At 37.6% G+C, this 23,462-nt stretch carries 24 protein-coding genes and 2 other annotated features; of the genes, 7 read left to right on the top strand and 17 right to left on the bottom strand.

The genetic code is table 11. From position 1 onward, the window contains the following. Window positions 1-119: 119 nt before the first annotated feature. Both BFM98_RS16985 and BFM98_RS16980 read left to right on the top strand, forming a co-directional pair. A complete protein-coding gene (locus tag BFM98_RS16985; protein ID WP_066037985.1) occupies window positions 120-1,814 on the top strand; it encodes a methyl-accepting chemotaxis protein in 1,695 nt (564 codons plus the stop codon). 262 nt (window positions 1,815-2,076) lie between these two features. After that, window positions 2,077-2,315, top strand: a binding site (T-box leader). A 91-nt stretch (window positions 2,316-2,406) separates the two neighbouring features. Next, entirely contained in the window at window positions 2,407-3,978 is a 1,572-nt protein-coding gene (locus tag BFM98_RS16980) for a 2-isopropylmalate synthase (protein WP_036079516.1), read from the top strand. A gap of 50 nt (window positions 3,979-4,028) precedes the next feature. On the opposite strand, the gene metG is transcribed toward BFM98_RS16980, so the two are convergent. The 4 genes from metG to rsgA form a co-directional block, all read right to left on the bottom strand. Beyond that, window positions 4,029-5,663, bottom strand: a complete 1,635-nt coding sequence (gene metG, locus BFM98_RS16975) for a methionine--tRNA ligase (RefSeq protein ID WP_066037984.1) — start codon at window positions 5,661-5,663, stop codon at window positions 4,029-4,031. A gap of 56 nt (window positions 5,664-5,719) precedes the next feature. Continuing rightward, window positions 5,720-5,980, bottom strand: a binding site (T-box leader). A gap of 88 nt (window positions 5,981-6,068) precedes the next feature. Beyond that, complete coding sequence (locus tag BFM98_RS16970; RefSeq protein WP_036079520.1) at window positions 6,069-6,716, bottom strand: HAD hydrolase-like protein; 648 nt, start codon at window positions 6,714-6,716, stop codon at window positions 6,069-6,071. Window positions 6,717-6,731: 15 nt separating this feature from the next. After that, on the bottom strand, window positions 6,732-7,157 hold the full coding sequence (fosM, locus tag BFM98_RS16965; protein ID WP_066037983.1) for a FosM family fosfomycin resistance protein: 426 nt from the start codon (window positions 7,155-7,157) through the stop codon (window positions 6,732-6,734). Window positions 7,158-7,174: 17 nt separating this feature from the next. Further along, window positions 7,175-8,245, bottom strand: a complete 1,071-nt coding sequence (rsgA, locus tag BFM98_RS16960) for a ribosome small subunit-dependent GTPase A (RefSeq protein WP_066037982.1) — start codon at window positions 8,243-8,245, stop codon at window positions 7,175-7,177. 393 nt (window positions 8,246-8,638) lie between these two features. Between rsgA and BFM98_RS16955 the strand changes: the two genes are divergently transcribed. Both BFM98_RS16955 and BFM98_RS16950 read left to right on the top strand, forming a co-directional pair. Beyond that, the gene (locus BFM98_RS16955) at window positions 8,639-9,721 is read left to right on the top strand and encodes a type III polyketide synthase (RefSeq protein WP_066037981.1); all 1,083 of its coding nucleotides are present in this window, start codon (window positions 8,639-8,641) and stop codon (window positions 9,719-9,721) included. 1 nt (window position 9,722) lies between these two features. Continuing rightward, window positions 9,723-10,265 carry an isoprenylcysteine carboxyl methyltransferase family protein gene (locus tag BFM98_RS16950; RefSeq protein WP_036079526.1) on the top strand — a complete coding sequence of 181 codons (543 nt, stop codon included), beginning with the start codon at window positions 9,723-9,725 and terminating at the stop codon, window positions 10,263-10,265. Window positions 10,266-10,285: 20 nt separating this feature from the next. Here BFM98_RS16950 and BFM98_RS16945 read toward each other — a convergent pair whose 3' ends face one another. Beyond that, on the bottom strand, window positions 10,286-11,479 hold the full coding sequence (locus tag BFM98_RS16945; RefSeq protein WP_066037980.1) for a GTP-binding protein: 1,194 nt from the start codon (window positions 11,477-11,479) through the stop codon (window positions 10,286-10,288). Between the two features lie 169 nt (window positions 11,480-11,648). Between BFM98_RS16945 and rpmG the strand changes: the two genes are divergently transcribed. Continuing rightward, window positions 11,649-11,798 carry a 50S ribosomal protein L33 gene (rpmG, locus tag BFM98_RS16940; protein WP_004231780.1) on the top strand — a complete coding sequence of 50 codons (150 nt, stop codon included), beginning with the start codon at window positions 11,649-11,651 and terminating at the stop codon, window positions 11,796-11,798. Between the two features lie 210 nt (window positions 11,799-12,008). Here rpmG and BFM98_RS16935 read toward each other — a convergent pair whose 3' ends face one another. The 4 genes from BFM98_RS16935 to BFM98_RS16920 form a co-directional block, all read right to left on the bottom strand. Then, the gene (locus tag BFM98_RS16935) at window positions 12,009-12,743 is read right to left on the bottom strand and encodes a hypothetical protein (RefSeq protein ID WP_066037979.1); all 735 of its coding nucleotides are present in this window, start codon (window positions 12,741-12,743) and stop codon (window positions 12,009-12,011) included. A gap of 11 nt (window positions 12,744-12,754) precedes the next feature. Next, on the bottom strand, window positions 12,755-13,036 hold the full coding sequence (locus tag BFM98_RS16930; protein ID WP_048394106.1) for a hypothetical protein: 282 nt from the start codon (window positions 13,034-13,036) through the stop codon (window positions 12,755-12,757). Then, window positions 13,029-13,601: a hypothetical protein gene (locus tag BFM98_RS16925; protein WP_048394104.1), complete on the bottom strand. Its 573-nt coding sequence runs from the start codon at window positions 13,599-13,601 to the stop codon at window positions 13,029-13,031. Before BFM98_RS16925 ends, BFM98_RS16930 begins: the two co-directional genes overlap by 8 nt. 84 nt (window positions 13,602-13,685) lie before the next feature. Further along, window positions 13,686-14,336, bottom strand: a complete 651-nt coding sequence (locus BFM98_RS16920) for a BMQ_0737 family morphogenetic spore coat protein (RefSeq protein ID WP_004231775.1) — start codon at window positions 14,334-14,336, stop codon at window positions 13,686-13,688. A gap of 235 nt (window positions 14,337-14,571) precedes the next feature. Here BFM98_RS16920 and BFM98_RS16915 point away from each other — a divergent pair, with 235 nt between their 5' ends. Continuing rightward, a complete protein-coding gene (locus BFM98_RS16915) occupies window positions 14,572-15,759 on the top strand; it encodes a hypothetical protein (protein WP_066037978.1) in 1,188 nt (395 codons plus the stop codon). Window positions 15,760-15,922: 163 nt separating this feature from the next. Further along, the gene (locus BFM98_RS16910; protein ID WP_054549653.1) at window positions 15,923-16,540 is read left to right on the top strand and encodes an exosporium glycoprotein BclB-related protein; all 618 of its coding nucleotides are present in this window, start codon (window positions 15,923-15,925) and stop codon (window positions 16,538-16,540) included. Window positions 16,541-16,619: 79 nt separating this feature from the next. Here BFM98_RS16910 and BFM98_RS16905 read toward each other — a convergent pair whose 3' ends face one another. The 8 genes from BFM98_RS16905 to BFM98_RS16870 form a co-directional block, all read right to left on the bottom strand. Further along, window positions 16,620-17,132 carry a YfiT family bacillithiol transferase gene (locus BFM98_RS16905; protein WP_048394098.1) on the bottom strand — a complete coding sequence of 171 codons (513 nt, stop codon included), beginning with the start codon at window positions 17,130-17,132 and terminating at the stop codon, window positions 16,620-16,622. Window positions 17,133-17,403: 271 nt separating this feature from the next. Further along, on the bottom strand, window positions 17,404-17,889 hold the full coding sequence (locus BFM98_RS16900; protein ID WP_066037977.1) for an META domain-containing protein: 486 nt from the start codon (window positions 17,887-17,889) through the stop codon (window positions 17,404-17,406). A 72-nt stretch (window positions 17,890-17,961) separates the two neighbouring features. Continuing rightward, entirely contained in the window at window positions 17,962-18,606 is a 645-nt protein-coding gene (locus BFM98_RS16895; RefSeq protein WP_066037976.1) for a hypothetical protein, read from the bottom strand. Next, on the bottom strand, window positions 18,603-19,091 hold the full coding sequence (locus BFM98_RS16890) for a GNAT family N-acetyltransferase (protein ID WP_066037975.1): 489 nt from the start codon (window positions 19,089-19,091) through the stop codon (window positions 18,603-18,605). The genes BFM98_RS16895 and BFM98_RS16890 overlap by 4 nt, the downstream gene beginning before the upstream one ends. Window positions 19,092-19,173: 82 nt before the next feature. Then, window positions 19,174-20,745, bottom strand: a complete 1,572-nt coding sequence (locus tag BFM98_RS16885; protein WP_066037974.1) for a BCCT family transporter — start codon at window positions 20,743-20,745, stop codon at window positions 19,174-19,176. Window positions 20,746-20,864: 119 nt separating this feature from the next. Further along, window positions 20,865-21,635, bottom strand: coding sequence for an alpha/beta hydrolase (locus BFM98_RS16880; protein ID WP_066037973.1), 771 nt, complete (start codon window positions 21,633-21,635; stop codon window positions 20,865-20,867). Further along, complete coding sequence (locus BFM98_RS16875) at window positions 21,635-22,414, bottom strand: ABC transporter ATP-binding protein (RefSeq protein WP_066038038.1); 780 nt, start codon at window positions 22,412-22,414, stop codon at window positions 21,635-21,637. The genes BFM98_RS16880 and BFM98_RS16875 overlap by 1 nt, the downstream gene beginning before the upstream one ends. A gap of 29 nt (window positions 22,415-22,443) precedes the next feature. Beyond that, the gene (locus BFM98_RS16870; RefSeq protein ID WP_016993066.1) at window positions 22,444-23,439 is read right to left on the bottom strand and encodes a FecCD family ABC transporter permease; all 996 of its coding nucleotides are present in this window, start codon (window positions 23,437-23,439) and stop codon (window positions 22,444-22,446) included. Between the last annotated feature and the right edge of the window lie 23 nt (window positions 23,440-23,462).

The following is a 23,462-nucleotide window of genomic DNA, read 5'->3' as shown; positions in this document are numbered from 1 at the left end:
TACTGTAGAAATACTCATAATACTTTGTAAAATTCATATAATCTGATATAAATGATATATATACATATTTCATTATTTTGTAACATTTCTACTAATTACTGAGAAAGGATATTTCAACTATGCGATTTACTATCTACAAGAAATTATTACTCGGTTTTTTTATAGTTATTTTGGTACTCGTTACAACAATCGGCTTAAATATAAAACAGCTTGATTCTGTAAATAAGACCTATCGTACATTATTGGAGGAACAAACTACTAAATCTATAAGTATTCAGGAATTACGGGTGATTGCAAAACAGGAAATTGTCAGCATGCGAGGCTACTTACTACTTGGAGACAAACAAAACTTTCAAAGTAATCAAGCCTCACGCGAGGAATTCAAACAAAAATCAGAAGAATTAATGGCTACTTTAGATTCAGAAAAATCAATTAAGATGCTTGAAGCTATTAATAAAAGTGAACAAAATGTGCAAGAATTTGCAGATCGTATGTTTGAGTTAAAGGCTGCTGGAGAAACAGAGAAGTACGAAAAATTGGATAGTACTCAAGGACGCTTAATTATTAAACAATTCGATGAACGTGTTGAAAACCTTTCTAATTATCAAAATGAATATGTAGAAGGTAAAATGGCTGCTACATCCAATCAAATTCAAGACATCAAGCTCCAAATGATGCTTCTTGGAGTCTTTGCTGTTGTCATAAGTCTGATAATTGCTATGGTTGTTGGTAGTCTAATGTCTCGTCCAATTAACGGTATGGCTAAAGCTGCGAAAAAAATAGCTGAGGGTGACTTAACAGCTGAACAAATTCGTATAAAGAATCGTGATGAAGTAGGTGATCTAGCGCTTGCGTTTAATCAAATGGCTACAAATTTAAAGGATTTAATTACGAATGTGCGCCAAAACACTGTACAAGTAAGTGGCTCTGCTGCTGAGTTAACAGCTAGTGCAGAGCAAACTATACAGGCTACAGAACAAATCACTTCTTCTATTCAAGAGGTTGCTAGTGGCTCAGAGGCTCAAGGGAAAAACGCAACTGAAAGCTCAGAAGCAATGAAAAACATGACAAAGGGTATACAACAATTAGCTTCTACTACTGCGGCTGTTTCTGAACTGGCAATCGAAACAAATTCAGAGGCTAAGAAAGGGAATGATTCTTTACATCGTGTTATCTCTCAGATGACAACAATCAACACGGCTGTTTTAGAGTCAGCAAGTGTTGTTAAAAATCTAGACGGGCATTCCATTGAAATTGGCAATATCATTGGCATTATTACTGATATTGCAGAACAAACAAACTTATTAGCACTTAATGCTGCAATTGAAGCGGCTCGTGCAGGCGATCATGGACGCGGCTTTGCAGTCGTTGCAGATGAAGTGAAAAAGCTAGCAGAGCAATCAAAAAAATCCGCTGAGCAAATCGCTACCTTGATTTCTGAAATACAGCAGGATACAAACCGTGCTGTAACGGTGATGGATACTGGAACTCAAGAGGTTCAAATTGGAATGCAAGTAGTGAAGGTAGCAGAAGAAGGTTTCGCTAAGATTGTTGAGCTGATTGAGCAAGTATCCATGCAAATCCAAGAAGCAACGACAGTGTCAGAGGAGATGTCCTCTAGCGCAGAGCAAATCTATGCTTCCTTTGATGAAATTGCAACTATTGCAAAGATGTCCTCATCTAATTTACAAAATGTTGCTTCTGCTTCCGAAGAACAATTAGCTACTATCGAAGAAGTAGCTGCTTCAGCAGCAACACTTTCAAATATGGCAGAAGAACTTCACACGCAAGTCTCTCGTTTTAAGGTAGAATAAAAAACTGCTCGTTTTCTTTAGGTTTATAGAAAACGAGCAGTTTCTTCATACAATGAAAAATAGCATGATTTTTCTACCTATCGTATGCTAACCCTACTCACCATTTTCTCCCAGTAAATACATTCTTTACTACTTTATTTTACACTTCACCAAATATCAAATTTTTAATAAAATAGACATTACTTAAGACAGAATTAAATAAATTTTTAGAATATTATTGACAGGCAGTTAATATCCAAGTAATATTGCTTTCAACAACACATTGCAGGCCAAGATTGGAAATAGTAAAAGTGTTTGTGTACTTGTAGAGAGCCGATGGTTGGTGTAAATCGGTAGGCACACATTTTGAACTCGTCCATGAGCTACTCCCTGAACTTTTTAGTAAGGGATGTCGGTTTCCCCCGTTAACAGGATAGACAGTGATAGCTGTCGATAAGGGGACTTTTTCTATAAAGAGAAGGTCAATTAGAGTGGTACCGCGAGCATAAACTCGTCTCTATTTTTAAATAGAGACGGGTTTTTTATTTTTTTAATGACTTATTGGCCTAAGTGTAGATTTTAGATAATAATCACTAAAAAGGAGTGTTTGAAAATGGGAAGAAAAATTTGGGTGTTTGATACAACTTTACGTGATGGCGAACAGGTGCCTGGAGCAAAGCTAAATCTTTATGAAAAAGTAGAGATCGCTCAGCAGCTGAAAAAATTAGGTGTCGATATTATTGAGGCTGGATTCCCCGCTTCCTCTCAAGGTGATTTTGATGCCGTCAAAGCTGTAGCTGAAAAGGTTGGCAATACAAACGACATTATGATTACAGCATTAGCACGTGCTGTAAAGGCTGACATTGATGCTGTCTATAATGCTGTGAAGTATGCTCAAAACCCGATGATTCACATGGTACTAGGAACCTCTGATATTCATGTGGAGAAAAAATTCAGCAAGTCAAAAGATCAAATTTTACAAATAGGCGTGGATGCTGTGAAATACGCTAAAACATTATTGCCGCAAGTTCAATATTCCACAGAGGATGCCTCTCGTTCTGACTTTGAATATCTTTGGAAAACAATTGAAGCTGTTATGAGAGCTGGCGCAACGATGATTAACGTTCCTGATACGGTTGGCTTTGCAGAGCCAGAGGAATTTGGAGAAATGATTTTTAAATTAAATGACCGTATGAAAAACTTAGATGATAGCGTTCTTTTAAGCGTTCATTGTCACAATGATCTTGGAATGGCAACGGCTAATACGCTAGCTGCAATTAAAAATGGTGCAGATAAGGTAGAGTGTACAATCAATGGTATCGGTGAACGCGCAGGTAATGCTGCATTAGAAGAAGTTGTCATGGCACTTAAAACTCGTAGCTCCGTCTACAATGCAGAAACACGTATTAATACAAAAGAAATTATGAATACTTCACGTCTTGTTTCTAGCTTTATGGGCTTAGATGTACAGGTCAATAAAGCCATTACAGGAGATAATGCATTTGCCCATTCTTCTGGTATTCACCAAGATGGTTTGTTAAAATCGCGTGATGCTTATGAAATCGTCCATCCTGAGGATGTAGGTCTTGATGATATGGAACTAGTACTAACAGCTCGCTCTGGTCGCCATGCAGTGAAAAATGCTCTTGAAAAATTAGGTTTTACTAATCTTTCAACAGAGGAATTTGAAGGTATTTTCGAAGGATTCTTAAAGCTAGCTGATGCGAAGAAAGAAGTATATGATCACGATTTATATGTTATTGTTGAAAGCTATTATGAAAAACATGATGCCAATAATAAAAATGCTACACATTATAGTGAGCAATTCTTTGATTTTGATGATCTACAAGTCGTCAGCAATACAAGCTTCCCTTCAGCAAGTGTTAAGGTTCGAAAAGGCGGCGAAGTATTTAAAGCTAGTGCAGTAGGCTCTGGTCCAATTGATGCCCTCTATTCAGCCATTGCAGAAATTACAAATATGGATGTAAAACTAGTGGAATATAATATCAATAGTGTTTCACGAGGCAAAGAGGCTTTAGGTAAAGTAAAAATTACGATCGAGCATGAAGGCGAAAAGTATATTGCAAAAGCAGCAGATACAGATATTCTTAAGGCAAGTGCATTAGCCTATATTAATGCGATCAATAGCATTGTAGTGACAAAATTAACACCTGTTATGAATTAAATGAAAATAGCAAAGCAGTATGGCACTTGTGCCATACTGCTTTTTCAATCCTAGTGACTATCCCTAACTAGTTTTTGATATTCCTCATCGATTCGTTCGATATCTAGACGTTCAAATAATGGTGTCACCTCTCGAATGACTTTAGGGAGATCTACTTGCTCATGCCACATCATTTCATTTATACCTAACATATTTCTTACTTTCTTTGCTGAAAACGGTAAGAAAGGATGCAGCATCTGTCCTAAATTCGCAATGATATAGACGCAAGTTGCTAATGTACGATTCCCTGCCTCTACGTTTTCTTTTACCTGTAGCCATGGCTGTTGTTCATCAAAATAACGATTAGCACCGCGAATATACTCAAAAATCGATTCTAACGCCTGCTTGAAATGACCACCTTCGATAAGAACACCCGCTTCATTAAACAATTGTACGGTTTGTTTTCGAATGTCGCTATCCACCTCCGCTTGTGGCACCTGACAAGCAAATGATTTCTCAATAAACTTCAATGTACGGTTTACAAAATTGCCATAGGCTCCGAGTAGTTCGCCATTATGGCTATAAATAAATTCCCGCCATGAAAAATCAGTATCACGATTTTCTGGCGCATTCATCGTTAAGAAGTAACGAATAGAGTCCGCATCATAACGGCTTAAAATATAAGGAACCCATACAGCCCAATTCTGACTAGTAGATAATTTGCGTTTTTCTAATGTTAAATACTCATTAGATACGATATGGGTAGGTAAGGCCTTGGATCCAATTCCCATTAAAATGGCTGGCCAAATAACTGTATGGAATGGAATATTATCCTTCCCATGTACATAGTATGAAATGGTCTCTTCATTCCATAAATCTTCAATAGCTATATGATGCTCTTTTGCCCATTCTAAGCTTGCTGTTAAGTACCCTGCTACAGCTTCAATCCATACATATATTTTTTTCCCTTCAAAACCTGGCACTGGAACATCTATGCCATTCGGTAAATCTCTTGTTACTGCTCGGTCGGGAACTCCCTCTGCCAAGTATCGCTCCGTTAACCCTAAAGCATTGTCACGCCAACGTTTCTCGACTTTCGCTTGTGCTAAATAAGACTCCAACCTTCCTTGAAATTGACTAAAGGTAAAATAAAAGTGCTCAGTTTCCCGAATAACAGGTTCGTTCCCACAAATTTTGCAGCGCTTATCAATTAAGTCCAATGGGTCTAAAATTTCTGAGCAGTTATCACATTGATCTCCCCTTGCTTTCGCTCCACAATTTGGACAAAGACCTTCGACAAATCGATCTGGTAGAAATTGATTATCCGTCTCACAGTAAGCCTGTTCAATTTTCTTTTTGTATAAGAAATTATTAGCCAGTAGCTGTAAGAAAAGGGCCTTAACGGATTCATGGTGGTGCTCCGCATCCGTTCTTGTGTACAAATCATAGGTAAATCCTAAATCATGAAAGCATCTAGTAAACTCATCATGATAGTGATTAGCTATAGCTTCTGTCGTTGTATTCTCTTGTGCAGCACGTATAGAAATGGGTGTACCATTACAATCACTGCCTGATACATATAAAACCTGCTCACCTTTTTGTCGGTAATATCTAGCCAAAATATCACCTGGTAATAATGCGGCAACATGCCCTAAATGCAAAGAGCCATTTGCATACGGCCAAGCGCCTCCAATAACAATCGTCATTCTAAATTGCTCCCCTCACAGAAAAAATGATAAAAAAAATCGCCCTAATCAAATCTGATTAGGACGAGTATACCCGTGTTACCACCTATATTTACAAATAGCTTACACTATTTGCCTCTATCAGTACGTCTTCACTCAAAAAAGAGATACTGCTGCTGTTGTAACGAGTGCTCATCTCGTCGTAATCTACTGGCTAAAAAGCTTTCGGTACGAAGCTCAAAGGTCATTTTCAAAAGGGTTCATTTACCTCATTTCCACCAACAGAGGCTCTCTACAAAATACTAATCCAATTTACTTTTCCTTCTCAATGCTTTTTCTATAGGATTTGGCATTATTTTACGCCTTCTTGTGAGGAAATGCAATGATTGTTGTAAAAGCATCCTTTGTTTGATTCACTTTCTTGAGTTAATCGAATGTAACCTTTAGCAAATCAGTTAAATCATCAATTACTATATCTGCTTTTTCTAACTCCTTGTCTTGTGCAAAGTCAAAGCGGACACCTATTGATAGTAATTGATTGTCCTGTGCAGCTTGGATATCCGAAGAACGATCTCCTACCACTGCTCCATAATCAATTTTATTTTCATCTACAACTCTTTTGACCAGATCCGATTTATGCCCACTTGCAATTGCTTGAATGCTATAGATTCCCTTTATAAAACGCTCCAACTGATAGGTTTCGACGATTGCTTGTAAATAGTCAACCTGTCCATTACTCGCTATGTATAACGGATAATTCTCTGACAATGTTGCAAGGGTTTGTTCAGCGTTTGGATACAAAGCACCTTTATGTCCACGTATTTGCTCAATCAGCTTTACATGGAATAATACATTGCTCTCTTCTCGTATCTCTAAAGCATGCATAGGACATAATGTTTCCCACACAACAGGTAAAGGAACCCCCATTATTTCTCTATATTTTTCTATAGGTGTTTCTCCCTGCCACAAGCCGTTTGTCCGCAGCACATCAAATGTTGCGTCGAGCGCAGGCTCTAAAATAAGATTGGTTTGAAATAATGTTCCGTCCATATCAAAAATAAACGCTTTATTCATAAAATCTCTCCTTAATTAGTTATCAAAAAACACCATATGCTGCTTTTCTTGCTTATAATAATCCAAACGATCCTGCAAAGTTCCTGTATGAAATTCAAATTTATGACCATCAGGATCTGTAAAGTAAATCGATTTTTTATCCTTTTCATCTCTTTGCCGACCTGCTAAAATATTGACCTTTAGCTGAACCAATCTGTCATACATATTATCAAAGTCATCCTCAGCGATTGTGAAGGCAATGTGTGTATAGGAATGATGGATGTCATTACGGGGTATATCCTTTTCTACATTAAGAGCTAGCCACAGCCCATTTACATCAAAATAGGCTGTGCTGTTCCCCTTTACTAGCAACTTGGCATCAAATACTCTTTCATAAAAAGTGATGGATTCCTCTAAATTAGAAACTGAAAACAATAAATGATTGATGTTTTGAATTGTCATGGTTGTGCTCCTATTGATTATTTCTTCCCCTTTTTCATTCCCTTGGCTATTTGCTTCCACTTGCGCTGCTCCTCAAGTTTTGCTTGCGTATTTGTTTTGCTCTCCATATAAGCCAATTCTCTTTGCAGCTTAAAATAGCTTTGTAGACGATATTGGTCCAAGTCCCCATCTACTATAGCTTGCTGGACAGCACAATAAGGCTCTTTTTGATGTGTACAATCACGATAACGACAAGCTGTTGCTAGTTCCTCAATATCTTGAAAGCTAGAAGCTAAACTATCCCCTTGATCCCACAATTGAAGCTCACGCATCCCTGGCGTATCAATTAGACAGCCACCAGCAGGCAATACTACTAGCTCTCGATGGGTTGTTGTATGTCGTCCCTTGGCATCATCCTCACGTATACCCGCTACTTTCATCAGTATCTCACCACATAAAGCATTTGTTAATGTGGATTTCCCTGCTCCAGAAGACCCCAATAGTGCCCCCGTGACCCCCTCTGTGAATAGCGTCTGAATTTCCTTTAGACCTTCGCCCGATAGAGCACTCGTTACAAAGATATCCACACCAAAGGCTACAGACTCCACTTCTTGTACTAAGCTCGAAACATCTTCGCATAAATCAGCTTTTGTCAGGACAATAATGGGCTTTGCCCCTGAATCCCAAGCAGCCACTAAATATCTCTCCAAACGTCGAATATTAAAATCTGCGTTCAAGCTCATAATAAGTAACACAATATCGACATTTGATGCGACAATCTGTTCTTGAATTTCCGTTCCTGCAACTTTACGTGAAAATACAGATTTTCGTTGGAATAGCTGATGAATAATTGCTCGTTCCTCTCCGGGCATTTTCTCCACTAGCACCCAATCACCAACTGCTGGATAGTCCTCCCTCGCTAAAGATGTATACGCATAATGACCAGCAATTGTCGCAAGCCATTCTCCCTCTTCAGCTAACACCCGATAAGAATGCTTATGCTCTAAAGTAACCCTTGCAGGCACACAATTTTTTAATTTAGCCTGTTTTTTCATTTCTATCATTTGCTCTTCAAAATATGTTGTAAAACCTAATGTTGTTAAATTCAATTTATTTTCCTCCTAAACGTATGATGCCTCAGCGAAAATAGTTGTCATCCGCAAGAGGCCCTATCGCAATTCACCTTTTCGAACTACAAAAAAAAAACCTTGTAGCTGCAATTCGGCAGTTACAAGGTTTCACAGGCACGTTTAAAAGATACACAAATACCCCGAGTTATGGCACGGCGTCACTTTGTATATTTTAGGCGTGTGAAATTGAACAAACCGAATTGCAGTTCGCTAATTACAGATCTATTCATCATGTCACATCACCTACTTTCCATTTAGTTGTTATCAATATAGCTAAATTTTCAGAAATTGTCAATTACAATATTATAAGCATTTATTCCAATCATCCACGCATACAATGAACAAAACCATTAAATGCGAGGAGATGTTGGATTGCCTAAAATCATTTCAATTAGCACATATCAACCACCTTACACATTACAGCAAGATAACGCAGAGGAACTAACGAAAGAGCTTTTTTATGCAAAAATTCCAAAACTAGAGCGCTACTTAAAGGTTTTTGAAAATGGTGGCATCGACACACGCCATTTTTGTGTGCCAGCTGAATGGCATCGTACGAATCACTCCTTTGAAGAACGTAATAATTTATATATTGAGTTAGCTACACACTACAGTGTAAGTGTCATTCAAGCATGTTTAGCTAATACAGCTTTTTTATCCTCACCTATTCCTACTGAGGACATCGATGCCATCATTTTTGTTAGCAGTACAGGAATTTCAACACCTAGCATTGACGCACGTGTTATGAACAAGCTTCCCTTTTCAGATCGACTTAAACGCATTCCTCTATGGGGTCTTGGTTGTGCAGGAGGAGCCGCTGGTATAAGCAGAGCCTATGATTTTTGTAAAGCCCATCCACATGCAAAGGTACTTGTCGTTTGTGTCGAGTTATGTAGCCTCACTTTTCAGCCAAATGATTTTTCTAAAAGTAATTTAATTGGTGCTTCTCTTTTTGCCGATGGTGCAGCATGCATACTTGTTTGTGGGGATGAAGCAGCTATCGCAACAAAAAGGCCAACCCCTAATATTCTAGCTACAGGTTCTAAATGGATGCCAGATTCGGAAAATGTAATGGGTTGGGATGTGAAGAACAACGGGCTTCATGTCGTTTTCCAAAAAAGTATTCCTTCTATTATTACCAATTGGCTCGGACCTTTCATTGAGCAATTTTTAATGGAACAAGGACTGTACAGCGAACAATTGACTCATTTTATTGCGCATCCGGGAGGAAAAAAGGTATTAAAAGCTTACGAAGATACACTTTATCTATCTCCCCAAAAAACCGACATTTCTCGGGAAATATTGAGACTACATGGTAATATGTCATCACCGACAGTGCTATACGTATTAGAGCAGTTTATGTTAAATGAAGGACAAGTGGAGGATACAGGCTTGCTCGTAGCTCTTGGCCCTGGTTTTTGTGCAGAAGCTGTATTATTAAACTGGAGGGAGTAACATGATCTTCTATTTTATTTTTATCCTTGTCGTTCTACAAAGATTGACAGAAGTTGTCATTGCCAAGCGCAATGAGAAATGGATGCTTTCACAAGGAGCCTATGAAGTAGGTGCTTCACACTACCCCTATATGGTAGCCATGCATATTAGCTTTTTTCTGTTTTTAATAGTGGAAATCGTCACAAACAACAATGGTATCTCGCCCTTATTTCCGTTATTTTTTATATTATTTTTAGCAGTGCAGGCTTTGCGGATCTGGTGTATTCGCTCTTTGGGCACTTTTTGGAATACAAAAATCCTCATTTTACCTGACGCACAAGTTGTTCGTAAAGGGCCATATGAATATATGCGCCACCCCAATTATGCGGTAGTTTGTTTAGAAATCCTTTTGCTACCACTCATGTTTCAGGCTTACTTTACAGCATTTTGTTTTACATTACTCAATATTACAATGCTTTCTGTCCGAATACCTATAGAAGAAAAAGCATTACGAGATGCTACTAATTATAATCGTGTATTTCAAAAGAAGATTTCGGAGTCTTAGCCGAAATCTTCTTTTCTTCTTTATTGCCATTCCCAGTTAAAGGGATCTTGTAGACTTTCCCAAGGGTTCTGAAACTCTTCATTTGTTAACAGACAGTTGTCCAACTGTTTAGTGATGTCTTCTCGATCTAGATCAATGCCAATAATCACAAGTTGTGTCATTCGATCTCCGAACTCTTCATCCCAATCTTCCAATACTTCAGGGCTTTGCTGGAATACATCCTGCTGCTGGGCTTGAGAAAGTGCCGCTACCCAATAAGAGACTGGTTCAATTTTTGCAGATGACCCCGCTTGCGATAATAATAGCGCAACTTCCTGATGTCTTGCACTCCAAATAATACCCTTCGCTCGTACTATTGAATCTGGCATGTGATCACACCACTCAACAAAGCGCATCGGATGAAACGGTCTTTTGCGTTTATAGGTAAAAGAAGAGATCCCGTACTCCTCAGTCTCTGGTGTATGGTTTTCATGACCAAGCTCCAACTCCTTTAACCAACCAGCCGATTCAGAGACACGTTCAAAGTCAAAGCGCCCCGTATTTAAAATTTCAACTGGATCAATAACACCATTTGTTGTACGTATAAGTTTTGCCTCAGGCTGTAATGCACGTAAAATACGTTCTAATCGCTCAAGCTCCTCTGCGGATACTAAATCGCACTTATTTAAAATAAGGACATCACAAAATTCAATTTGATCAATAAGAAGGTCTGCAACATCACGCTCATCTAATTCACCAACAGCTTCCTTCCGCTCCAATAAGCTTTCCCCAGACTGAAAATCATGCCAAAAACGATGGGCATCTACGACAGTAACCATTGTATCTAATCGACAAAACTTCGTTAAATCAATGCCAAGCTCCTCGTCTAAATAACTAAATGTTTGTGCAACTGGAATCGGCTCACTAATCCCTGTCGATTCAATCAAAATGTAATCAATATTGCCTAGCTTCGAAAGACGTTCCACCTCCTGCAATAGATCCTCTCGTAATGTACAGCAAATACAACCATTCGATAGCTCCACAAATTTCTCTTCTGTACGTGATATACCGCTACCATTTGCGATAAGCTCCGCATCAATATTAATTTCACTCATATCATTCACAATAACAGCGACACGTAAATCCTTTTTGTTTTGCAATACATGATTCATCATTGTTGTCTTACCAGAACCTAAATATCCACTCAATACTGTAACAGGAATTTTCTTTGTCATTCTTACAACTCCTCAAATCGTAATCATTACTATTTACAATTTGTAATTAAATCATATTACTTTGGAAAATGCAAAGCTTTTTATTACTAGTGAAATTAAACTTGACAATATCCAGTGAGAAATATATTGTTTAAATCGTAATAATTACTATTTAAAAGGAGGTCCTTCAATGCGTGTACAAGTAACACTAGCCTGTACTGAAACAGGTGATAAAAACTATATTACTACTAAAAATAAACGCAATAATCCCGAAAGATTGGAGCTTAAAAAGTACTCCCCTCGTCTGAAGCGTGTAACCCTGCATAGAGAAACAAAATAATATTGGAATGGGGGTCATGATGAGTTCCTCATGAGCGGGTCTGACCTGTTTTAGAGTGGTGTCTTCTACTTTGTGAGCGGGGTTAACCTGCTTTGGAGCGCCTTCCTCTTCTTTGTGAGCGATTGAACCTTCTTATAAGCTTTTTATGCAAATCAAAAAATGACTGTTTCAAAGGCATATCTTTGAAACAGTCATGATGAAATTTTATAGCTAAAGCTGCTCACTATTGATTTCTAACGCTAGTTCATTCAATTTCGCATCTAATTCATCGAGCATGCGTAATCTAAAATCTATTTGTTCGTCAATATTAACTCCTTGTTTCATTGATGTGCTACCATCCTTAGATTGTTTCTTTAATGCAACGATTTCATTGGATAATCTCTCAATATCTAGATTTTTCGTCTCTAACTCACTTAGTAAGTGTCGATGAAGGCTGTCTGATTCTACTTTCTCTCTATGGTATTTTTCTAGTGTCTCTAAAATATTCTCCATTTGTTTACTTGCTATGGTTGTATAGTCACTTAACTTTTTATCTATTCCTTCCACAATAGACCTTTCATTTGAATCGATCGAAGTCTCCTTTGATGCTTGAAATTTGTCCATCAATGACTTTTTTTCAGCCCGCAATTCTGCCAATTCCTTTAATAATGCCTCAATGGATGCAATTTGCTTTTTTCTTTGTTCTTCTCTCTTCTGAATTTCTTCATCGTAAGCTTGCAATTCCTTATCAAAGTCTCTTTTCAACTTTAGGAGCTCCATCGAAAGATCTTTTTTATGCCTTGTTAATTGAACATTTTCTCGTTCAAGTCGAAGAACCAAAGAATAATAATCACTATCTCTAAGTCTTTTTACTTCATTTTTGTACTTGGCTAACTCGGCCCTTAAAAAAATAATCATTTGTTGGAGCTGTATTGGATCATTGTTTTTCACAATATCATTGTCCATCATCACACCCCCTAGCCTGAATATCTTTTTAGTAAATCGACCACCTCTTCAAGCTGCTCTCTACTTTCCTCTAGTAAATCATCCAGCTGCTTCATCCATTTTTCTTCTAACTTTGAATTCTCTATTTGTTCAACATGACTCTTTTCGTCTGAAACAAGATAGGCTATTAATAGCTGTAATGTACTTTTTTCAAGAAAGGCAAAGCTATTATCTTGTTCATTACGACGACTTAGCTGTTCCTTTACTAATTGTTGAATTACACTACCAAACTCTTGTTTTTCGTTGTCACCCATTGTCTTCCTCCTGTGTTTGGCCCATTCCATTTAGATTAATTGGATTTAAAACAACAACACCTTCTGTGAGCTGATCGCAATATGTAAAACCCATAATCGTGCCTGAATATGATAAATTATGGGACCATTTTATTTGAAAATTGGTAAATGAAATGGTTTCATTCGGTTCGATTGTTGATTTACCAACTGGTCTCAGCCAATACTCCTCTTTGCTTGATTTGTCATTAAAACGCTCCCACTGACTCTGCCCCTGAGTTTTAAAATTCGGAGTGAAATTTTCATGAACATATCTCCCTGAAAAATAAAACGGTGACTCCTTGGGTATTGTTATACACAAAGATGGGTTCGTGACGGCTGCACTACCAATATTACGAATATGATAGGAGCCTAAACATAAACTCTCTTGCTCAGGATCATAAGAAATATTAAGTGCAGTTGTAAAATAACTAATGAGGTTAATCCTATTCGGAATTGCTAATTCCTCAACCAACCTTTTAATATCATGAACATAGGCATTTGTTTGTTCTTTTAGTGCCTGTATCTTGTCTTCAATACGATCTGCCACTTTAAACCTCCTTGTTATTTCCATTAAAAAAAGAGAGGATTACCCTCTCTTCATAGTATGACTTTCTTCTTTTTGTTATCACAATTAACCAACAGTTGGGAAAATAACTGGGCATTGTTGTGGACGAACCGCAGTTGGACATGAGAATGGTAAGTCTGCTCTTGGTTCGCAGAAAGTTGCTAAAAATTCCACAGTAACTGGGAATGTAGATTGAATACTTTGACAAACAGCAACAGTAATTGTCAACGCAGAGAACGTGATTGTACCTGCTGCAGCACCTGTTCCAACACTAAGTGTTCCAGTTGTACAAACGAAGCAATCTAAATCTGTGTATAAAATTTCAACGTCTGTTCCCTTAGGTGCACATAATGTCACTTGCTCACAGCGAGAAACTGGAATATTATTGCTTGTGAAAACAGTACCATTAGGTAAAGTAACGACAATTGTTAGAATGAAGTTCTTTTGAACATTTAGATGTTGCAGACAAACAGTTGATCCATCAATAGAGAATTGGCGATTCTCACGGTTCAGAATCACAATTGGATTTGTAGTTGCTGGAATTACTCGACAAGTAACAATAGCACCTGTTAAGTCAGTAGTTGCTGTAACACCTGGGAATGTAATTGGTCCAGTAGGTGAAATATCAAACGACATTTCTTTTACAATCCAGTCGTATACCTTATCAACATTTATACAGATTAGTTCCTGCGCCTGGGATGGCATATGCTCTTGCATCCTTTTGACACCTCCATAAAATTTTTATCTTTCGTTTGTAGCATATGTTTTTCAGCTATAAGTGCATGGGCTAACAAATAGTTACATTGGATATTTATTAAAATCAATCAAGATTTGTTTTCATACTCCTCCCTCATTAACGAGACGAATCAAAATGTTGAAAGAACCGTTATATTTGTAACAGAAAGTCAATATTTTTAATAAACTAATAATGGACTGAAAGGGGTGAACTACAATGGAAGAGTCAAAATTGTATACCACTCAAGAAATTGAAAATTTAAAGGAAAAAATTGAATCTTATAGAGAATCGTTAACCTCGTTAAAAATGGGGAAGTCAATTGAAGATTTCCTTTATATGAAGCAGGAGTTTGATGGACTAAAAACACAGATGGCCCATTTAGAAGGGATTACAGAGACATTGGATACTAAACAAAATTCATATATAAAAGGATACGACGATCAAATTAGGGTTCTTTCAACACAGCTTGAGTCTTTGAATCAAACCATTGAAGGAATGAACCAAGAGATTTTATCAATTTTAAATAAACTGTTACCAGTTAAAGGAAATGATGCAAAAACCATAATGCCCTCCATTGACATGCCTGCTCAAACCTATTCTAATCTTTTACCTAGACAACCTAGAATGACACAGACAGCAGATCAAACTACAATTACATCAGCACAACCTTCTTATAGACTACTACAAAGTGTGGCAGGTAAAGCCAAAAACCACCAACCAAATGTAAATATCGGGGGTCCCTCTCCTCAGAATGGTCTACCGGAAACTAAACCTGAAGAACGGCATTTTAATCAGCAATATTTCCAATCAATCAATACGCACCCCAGCCAAATATACAATGGTTTATACAGAAACACGACAGTTGAATCCACCTTCCATTTTAAAAATGCCATGGATGCAAAGGAAGTTCCAGTAAGTGTATATGATCCATCTGCCGTACAGCCTGCTTCAAGAGAAGAAAACATCGAGAATGATACTTTACAATCTTCTATAGTTAATGAATCAGATAGCACTAAAACTGAAACATTAAATAATCCTATGGAGGCTGTGAAAATTGAGAATGAACATAACAATCTTGAGAATCCCATTGTAACGAATGAATCGATAGAACAAGTTATCTTGGAGCAACTTAGCGAACCTGTTAGTCAAGACATTGAAGCAATAGCTAGTGAGCCTCTCAACCAAATCATTGCAGAAACAGTAGCAGAACCTTCAGCTATAGATCATTCTCCTTCATTGGAAACAGAAGAATATGTTGAAGTGTATCATGCTGATGCAACCTATGAGGTTCATCTGTCCTTTGAAGAAGAGATCATGCAACTTGAATCTGTAAACAAGCCGATTGAGGAAGACCATAAAAAGGGAAAAAACTCATTTTTCGATTTCTTTAAAAGATGGAGTTAACATTATCTTAAACATCCACTATGTCAAAACATACATAGTGGATGTCTTTATGTGTCAAATAAAAGCAGTCATTAAGAAATCATTGAATTTATAGGTGAAATAGATAATTGCCCTTAACCCCTAATCTGAAATGAATAGAATAATGAAGAAAGGGGGTGTAAAAATGTGTTTGAATAACTCAATGTGTGGCTGTTCAGGTAACGGTCATGGTAACGGGGAGTGTACTGCACTGGGACCTTTTGTTGCAATTGACGCTGCATGTATTACTCCACCAGTAGCTACTGGTTCTATTATCCCATTCTCATCAGGAATAACTCCTGTTGCTTTAGTGTCTCTTGCTACTGGTTTAGTTGGTACTGTAAGTCTTGTTGGATTTGGTACATCTGTTCCAGGAGTTGCTCTTGCTGGCGTTAATATCGATTTAACATCTAGTCTTGCTACTGAAGCATTTACGGTTCCACGTCCAGGTACAATTACATCTATTTCTGCTACAATCTCAGCAACTGCTGCTTTAACTCTAACTGGAACAGCGACTGTCAGAGCACAGATTTACCGCGCAGTTCAAGGAAGCAATGTATTCAGCCCTACTGCAGCATTTGTTGATTTATTACCAGCTTTACCACTAATAGCATTAGCAGTAGGTACGATTGCAAGTGGTAATGCAAACGTTTCAGTACCTGTAAGTACTGGTGATCGTTTACTAATGGTATTCTCTATGACTACTACAGGAGTTGCTGCTACACTTGCTGGTAACGCAAGTGCTGGTATTACTATCGTATAAAATAAACTTAAATAAAAAATGAAAACAAGTGATTTCCTTATTAGCAGAAATCACTTGTTTTTTCATAAAACATCCATATTTATTTAACCAAAGCATTCTGAATATGTGCCAAATGATGCTTACCATGCCATGCATAAAGGCCAATTGCATGCTCAAGAGTCGTCAGGCCTGAATCAGGATGATTAAAGGCTCTTTGTAATTGTTCATCCGATAAGCTTGACAGTAAATAAACCCAACGTTCATGTAAGCTTTCAATTAAATTAAAAGAAATTGCTACTGGCATTTCAGAATCTGGTAGCTGTGCCCATTCTGCCTCATTGTATGGCTTAATGGTTGGTACATCCTCTGTTAAAGCTAGCTTAAAACGAATATAGCTATTCATATGACTATCAGCAATATGATGGACTAGCTGTGTCACTGTCCAGCCATTTTCACGATAAGATTTTACTAAGTCTTGCTCGCTTGCACCACTTAATGCCTCTGCAAGTTGTTTTGGTAACAAACGAATTTCATTAATCCACTCTAGTACTTGCTGTGAATTCATTTCTTTGGGAAATTGGAATTGTCCAATAGGATAACGTAAATCTTTCATATTGCTGACCTCCATTTTACTTTTTATCTTACCAATTTAATATTTTTCTTGCTACAACCTTGCACTGTAATTATCTATGTTCAATAGCTTTTCGTATTTACATATTCTTTCTGAATGGCGTCTTCAGCATCTTGTGCATTTCAGAAATATGAAAGCAATACACAATGCAAGCTTACATGCGCACACCATACACCTCCTTTCCCAATACATATACAAACATCAAAAACCCTTATTTTATAAGTATAAATAATTATAAAATAAGGGTTTACTATTATTCCTGGATATCGTATATCAACGTATCAAAGTATTTTTCATTTGTATACAGTAGAATAGCCCATTCACCAGGCTTAGGAACTTTCACATGAGAAGGTGTATGGGCATCTGCTCCATTAACAGGTCCTCCGAGTCCTATGCTCCAACCATTCACTAAAATCGGTTGTATGACTTTAGAGTCTCTATGGTATCCAATAACCGTTAATTCTGTATCTCGTACTTCATCTATTCCCCATAGATGCCACATCCATTTTTGTGTGCTTAAACTTGGCATATCTGCACCAATGACACCCGACTTATCAGCATTACCAATAATGCCTCTATCACCAAATTCCACTGCCTTTTGATTCCAATCAACTGATGCAATATCACTTTCTTGCACAAAATCAAAATCAGGTAGATCCTCTGGCATTGTAACATTTGCTTTGTCTGTACAACCCACTAAAAATAATAGCAATATACATACAAATACAACTCGTTTCATAACATCCCCCTTTCTTATGAAACGTTTGTTTTAACCAGATTGTTACAGATAATTCTGTAAATTATGAAACTATCATTTTATCTTACTCTTTACAATATCAACTAATGACTTTAATGGATGGAGAATTGTAATTGCCGTGTGATCTTGAAATCGTTGCGCTGCATCCACCATCGATAGCTGGGCAACTGATATGGATTTTTCTTCAGCTGACAAAGTATGTAAAGCCCTTAAAATAGCATCATCATATGCTTCCTTTTTCCCCTGCATAATGAGATTAAATGTATGCTCAATAATTTTTCCCTCTACATCTACTGATACTCCTTGATGCTTAGCATATTGGTGAAGTCTTGCCATCGTTCCTTCGACAGTTGCAGGATTTGTAAAAAGAATAAATTGAGGCTGTTGCTTACATATACTTTCAAAATAGGGCTCATCTATCTTTATGATAGGGATCGAGGAATCGAGCAAAGTTTCATCCTCTAATAAAGCAATATAATTTGTACACGTTATTAAAATGGCATCCACATCACAACTAATTATCCATTCAATTTGCTCCTTAACTTTACGTGCTAAACCATCACTACCTTTAGACACGTGCTGTATTACGCCAGGGTCTACAAAATGGAGTATCTCTATGTCTTCAGCGCTTTGAAAAGCCTGCTCAATGTATTGTATATTGGAATAATGAGCATGCAAGCAGCCGACCTTTTTTCTCAATTAAACTCCTCCTCATTGGAAAGTCTCTTTTCCATTGTTGCTATTACTAGAGAGTTACCATTACGATTCTTCACCATTTCCTCTTTCGTTACAACATAACCTAATGAACGATATAACTCAATATTACGTGGAACACTCATACGTACTTTGCACTGACTAATTGTTATTCCCTTCGATAGTGCATATTGTTCAAGCCAAGAAATTAGTGTTTTAGCTAAACCTTGTCCCTGTCTTTCTGGGATAACTGAAAGTCTAAAAAAATAAATTCCCTTTGTACTGAGGGTAAACCTTACCATGGCAACTGGCTGTTTATTGATATAGCCAATAAACGCTTGTTCACTTTGCTGCATTGCCTGCTCAATAAAATCCACCGTTTCACTTAGTGCACTGGATGGTGGAGTGGCTTTTTCATATTCTTGAAACGCCTGTAGCATCACCTGATGTATAACTGGGGCATCCTTGCTCTGTGCTAAAACAATTTCCATCCTAAAGCACCTCTTATCGTTTTTTATTCATAATAGTGCATGTTAAAACAAAAAGAAACCGTATTATTTCGAATACGGCCTACTACTTAGTATGTTTATCTTTCACTTTTGCTTCCTTTTCAATATGCTTTCTCGCTATTTTCAAACGTTGGATATCCTTTTTCTTAAGAGGAATAATCTCTTCCTTCATCATCTTAATATAAGAAATCATTAATAAAAGTAACACCACTGTAAAGGGTAATGCAGCAATTAACGAGGCCGTTTGTAATGCTTCAAGACCTCCTGTATACAATAAAACACCTGAAATAGCTGCCATCAAAACACCCCATACAAACTTTGATAAAATGGTGGGATTTAAAGATCCTTTTGTCGTCATACTTGCCATAATAAAGGTGGCGGAATCAGCAGAGGTAATTAAAAATATTATGATTAAAAGTATTCCAATTGTGGATGCAATCATTGAAAGTGGTAAGTGTTCAAAAAGCTGGAAAAGAGCAACCGTTACATCATTATGAACAGATTGAGCGATTTGTGCATCTTGATGTAAATCAAACCACATCGCAGTTCCTCCAAAGGTCGCGATCCAAAAGCAGGCAATGAGGGGCGGAATAATTAATACACCTATAATAAATTCTCGTATAGTCCTGCCTTTGGATACACGAGCTATAAAGGAGCCTACAAATGGTGACCAAGCAATCGCCCATGCCCAGTAAAAGATTGTCCAATCCTTCACCCAAGTTCCACCAACATATGGCTGCATCCTTAAACTATATTGAATAAAATTTGAAATATAATCACCAATAGCTAATGTAAAGGTTTCAAGTATAAAGATTGTTGGGCCTGTAATAAAAACAAATAAGAGTAAGACAATTGCTAAAGTCATATTGACATTACTCAGAATCTTCATCCCTTTTTGTAGACCTGTTGTGGCTGATAACATATAGCCAATAAACATGATAAGAATAATGGCCACTTGCAAGATAAATGTATCTGGCAAACCAAAGACAAATGTCAAACCTCCATTTGTTTGTAATACGCCTAGCCCTATAGACGTTGCTACCCCCATGACGGTAGCAATTACTGCGAGAATATCGATCGTTCCTTTAACGACTCGATTTGTTCCAGTGACAGGCTCTAAAGCAGTGGAGATGAGCATATTTCTTTTTTTATTGAATTGTACAAAGGCCATAACAAGGCCCAATATGGCATAAACAGACCACTGGCTTAATCCCCAATGAAAGAATGAATATCCCATCGCAAGTCGGGCTGCATCCGTTGATAGAGGCTTTGTGTCACTGAATGGGGGTGAAAAATAATGACTCATTGGCTCAGCTACACCCCAAAAGACCAGACCGACACCAAGTCCAGCTGAAAAGAGCATGGAAATCCATGTTAGAAAACTAAACTCAGGACGACCATCTTCTGATCCTAAACGAATAGTGCCATATTTGCTAATTGCCAGTCCGAATAAAAAAAGAACGATAATAAAGACTGACATTAAATAAAACCAGCCGAAATAATCTGTTGTCATATGAAATACGCTGTTTGCTACGTTCTTAAATTTTTCTGGTATCGTTGCTCCGATAATGACCAAAAGAAAAATTGCTCCACTTGAAATAAGAAATACTGGGTTTCTTAAAATTTTATTTTGCATACAGCGCCTCCATTTATCCCAGACAGATGACCAAATTTCCTTTATTATGCGTATCATTCGTTAATTTTATTAATAAATAAAAAAGAAACCGCATTATCAAAAGACAATGCGGTCTACTATTAATGTGATTTATGCATAAAACGTATGGCTCTACTCATAACAGTTGGTACGATCGAAGCATGATTTTCGTTTAAAGCCTCATAAAATTCAACATTCATTATTTTTTCTAATACTGTCGCCATTTGGCGCGCATCATCCACCATAAAGGTTTCAAGTTCACCAGCGCTCAAAAACAAAGTTTCGTTCATATCTTGATGCTCGTTCAGAAATACTGAAGCACACTGCACTAATTCATGCTCATTCCACCAAATGGAGGGGCTAATAGCTAGATAGTGCTGGAAGCTGGATTGGTGGTGAAATAGTTGCCACAGTGCAAAGTAACCTCCTAGGGAATGACCAAATAAAGCTTGCTGTGCTTGATTTACTGGATATTGTGCCTCAATCGTCGGCTTTAGCTCTTCTTCTATAAAGCGACTAAAATCCACTGCTCCTCCAAGCTTCTCATGACCTTTTCCTTTAAATCTTGCTGGATAAATATAAGACTCCGCAGGTGCTGTAAAATCATAAAATCTTCTTTCACGCATATCGTCGCCATGACCAATTCCAATAACAATAGCTGGAAGGATACCTGTTTTTGGTGCATTACGACTTTGTAGACGCACCGCTTCCTTTACAAGGTTAAAATAGGATGAGCCATCAAGTACATACAAAACTGGAAAGCCATCTTGTGGCGCTTCCTCCTCTGGCACATAGATATTAATCGTGTACAAATAATTTGTCAATTTTGAAGTCATATGTTGTGTAATGTAGTCTACTTTAGTTGTATTCATTAGATATCCTCCTTCAAAATTTCATAGCCATAACATACAGGTGTGTTGGTTACAGGATCTTCCATAATGCGTGCATCAATATTAAATACTTTACGCATTACCTCAGCACTTAAAATTTCCTGTGGCGTGCCAGTTTGCATAATAGTACCCTTACGCATTGCAATAAGATGATCTGAATATCTGGCCGCGTGGTTAATATCATGTAGAACCATCACTACTGTACAGCTGTGGTGCTCATTTAAACTTTTAACAATGTCCAATACCTCTAGCTGATGCGCCATATCTAAATAAGTAGTAGGTTCATCCAATAGCAAGATATTTGTTTCTTGTGCTAAGGCCATAGCTAGCCAAACACGCTGACGCTGACCTCCTGAAAGCTGGGCAAGCTCCCTATTTCGATATTCCATCGTATTAGTAACTGTTAAAGCCCATTCAATCATTTCCTCATCCTTATTCGTTAAACGATTGACATTGTTGCGATGTGGATAGCGACCATACGCAATTAACTCCTCCACTTTCAATTGACCAGGAGCTATCGGTGTTTGAGATAATATTGCTAGTTTCTTGGCAATATCTTTGGTCGATAAATTTTGCATATTTTGCTCCTGCAAATATACCGTACCTTGTTGTTTTTTTAAAATACGTCCTATTGTTTTAAGGAGTGTAGATTTACCACAACCATTTGGACCGATGATTGTAGTCACTTTGCCCTCTTCTATCGTTAAATTTAACCCTTCAAAGACACGTACCTGCTCATAACCTGAAGCCAAATTTTCCATTCTAAATGCAGTTTGCACGCCATTTCCTCCTATGCCTTAGATTTCACCAGTAAATACAAGAAATACGGAATCCCAATAATTGAAACAACAATACCTACAGCCAGTTCCGATGGTGCAAAAACGGTTTTACCAATAAAATCAGCGAGGATTAACAGACCTGCACCAATTAAAGCACTCACTGGCATAACATAACGGTGCTGAATACCAACAAGCTGCTTGGCAATGTGTGGGGCCATTAAACCTATGAATCCAATACTCCCTGATACGGACACACAAGCACTGACAAGACCTACACTGGCTAGTAACAGCTTCATTTTCTCCTTTTCAACAGCTATTCCTAAACTTGTGATGCTATCCTCTTCAAGCTGAAAATAATCGAGTAAATATGATTTTCTATGCACATATATTCCTAAAATCAAAAGCCAAGGTAGCATCGTAAGCGCAAAGATCCAATTCGCATTATAAATTGAACCTGCCATCCAAATAGCCGCTGATTCAAAATCTTGTGCACTCATTTTTAAGGATAGGAACAAGGACAAAGCTCCAAATCCACTATTAATAGCTATACCAGTTAAGATTAATCGCTGCATATCCAGATGACCATTTTTTAAAGCAAATGAAAAAATCAGGATAGCTGCAATTGTTCCACCGATAAAACCGAATAGTGGCATCATTAAAATTGACATCCAGCTGTTCATATCTGCACTCACTAGCTTTACTTGAAAGAAGTACATGAATAGTACGACTGCTGCACCAGCTCCAGCATTAATCCCTAATATTCCTGGATCTGCTAGTCCATTGCGTGTAATCCCCTGTAATACAACTCCTGCCATACCTAAGCCAATACCGACAAGTCCAGCAATGACAATCCGAGGTAAACGGAACTCAAATATAACAAGATCAAACTTTGAATTTGACTCGATCCGTAGCAATGTTTTGATGACATCCATTACAGACATATCAAAAACACCATTTGTAATATGTAAATAGCTCGCAACTAAAATCATTAAAACAAGCATCAGCATGGTTAAAAAGAATACACTTGAGG

This window comes from Lysinibacillus sp. AR18-8 (assembly GCF_001705465.1).
GTDB classification, from domain to species: domain Bacteria; phylum Bacillota; class Bacilli; order Bacillales_A; family Planococcaceae; genus Lysinibacillus; species Lysinibacillus capsici.
The sequence above is the reverse complement of the archived record's forward strand: the minus strand, read 5'-3'. Positions and strand labels throughout refer to the sequence as shown.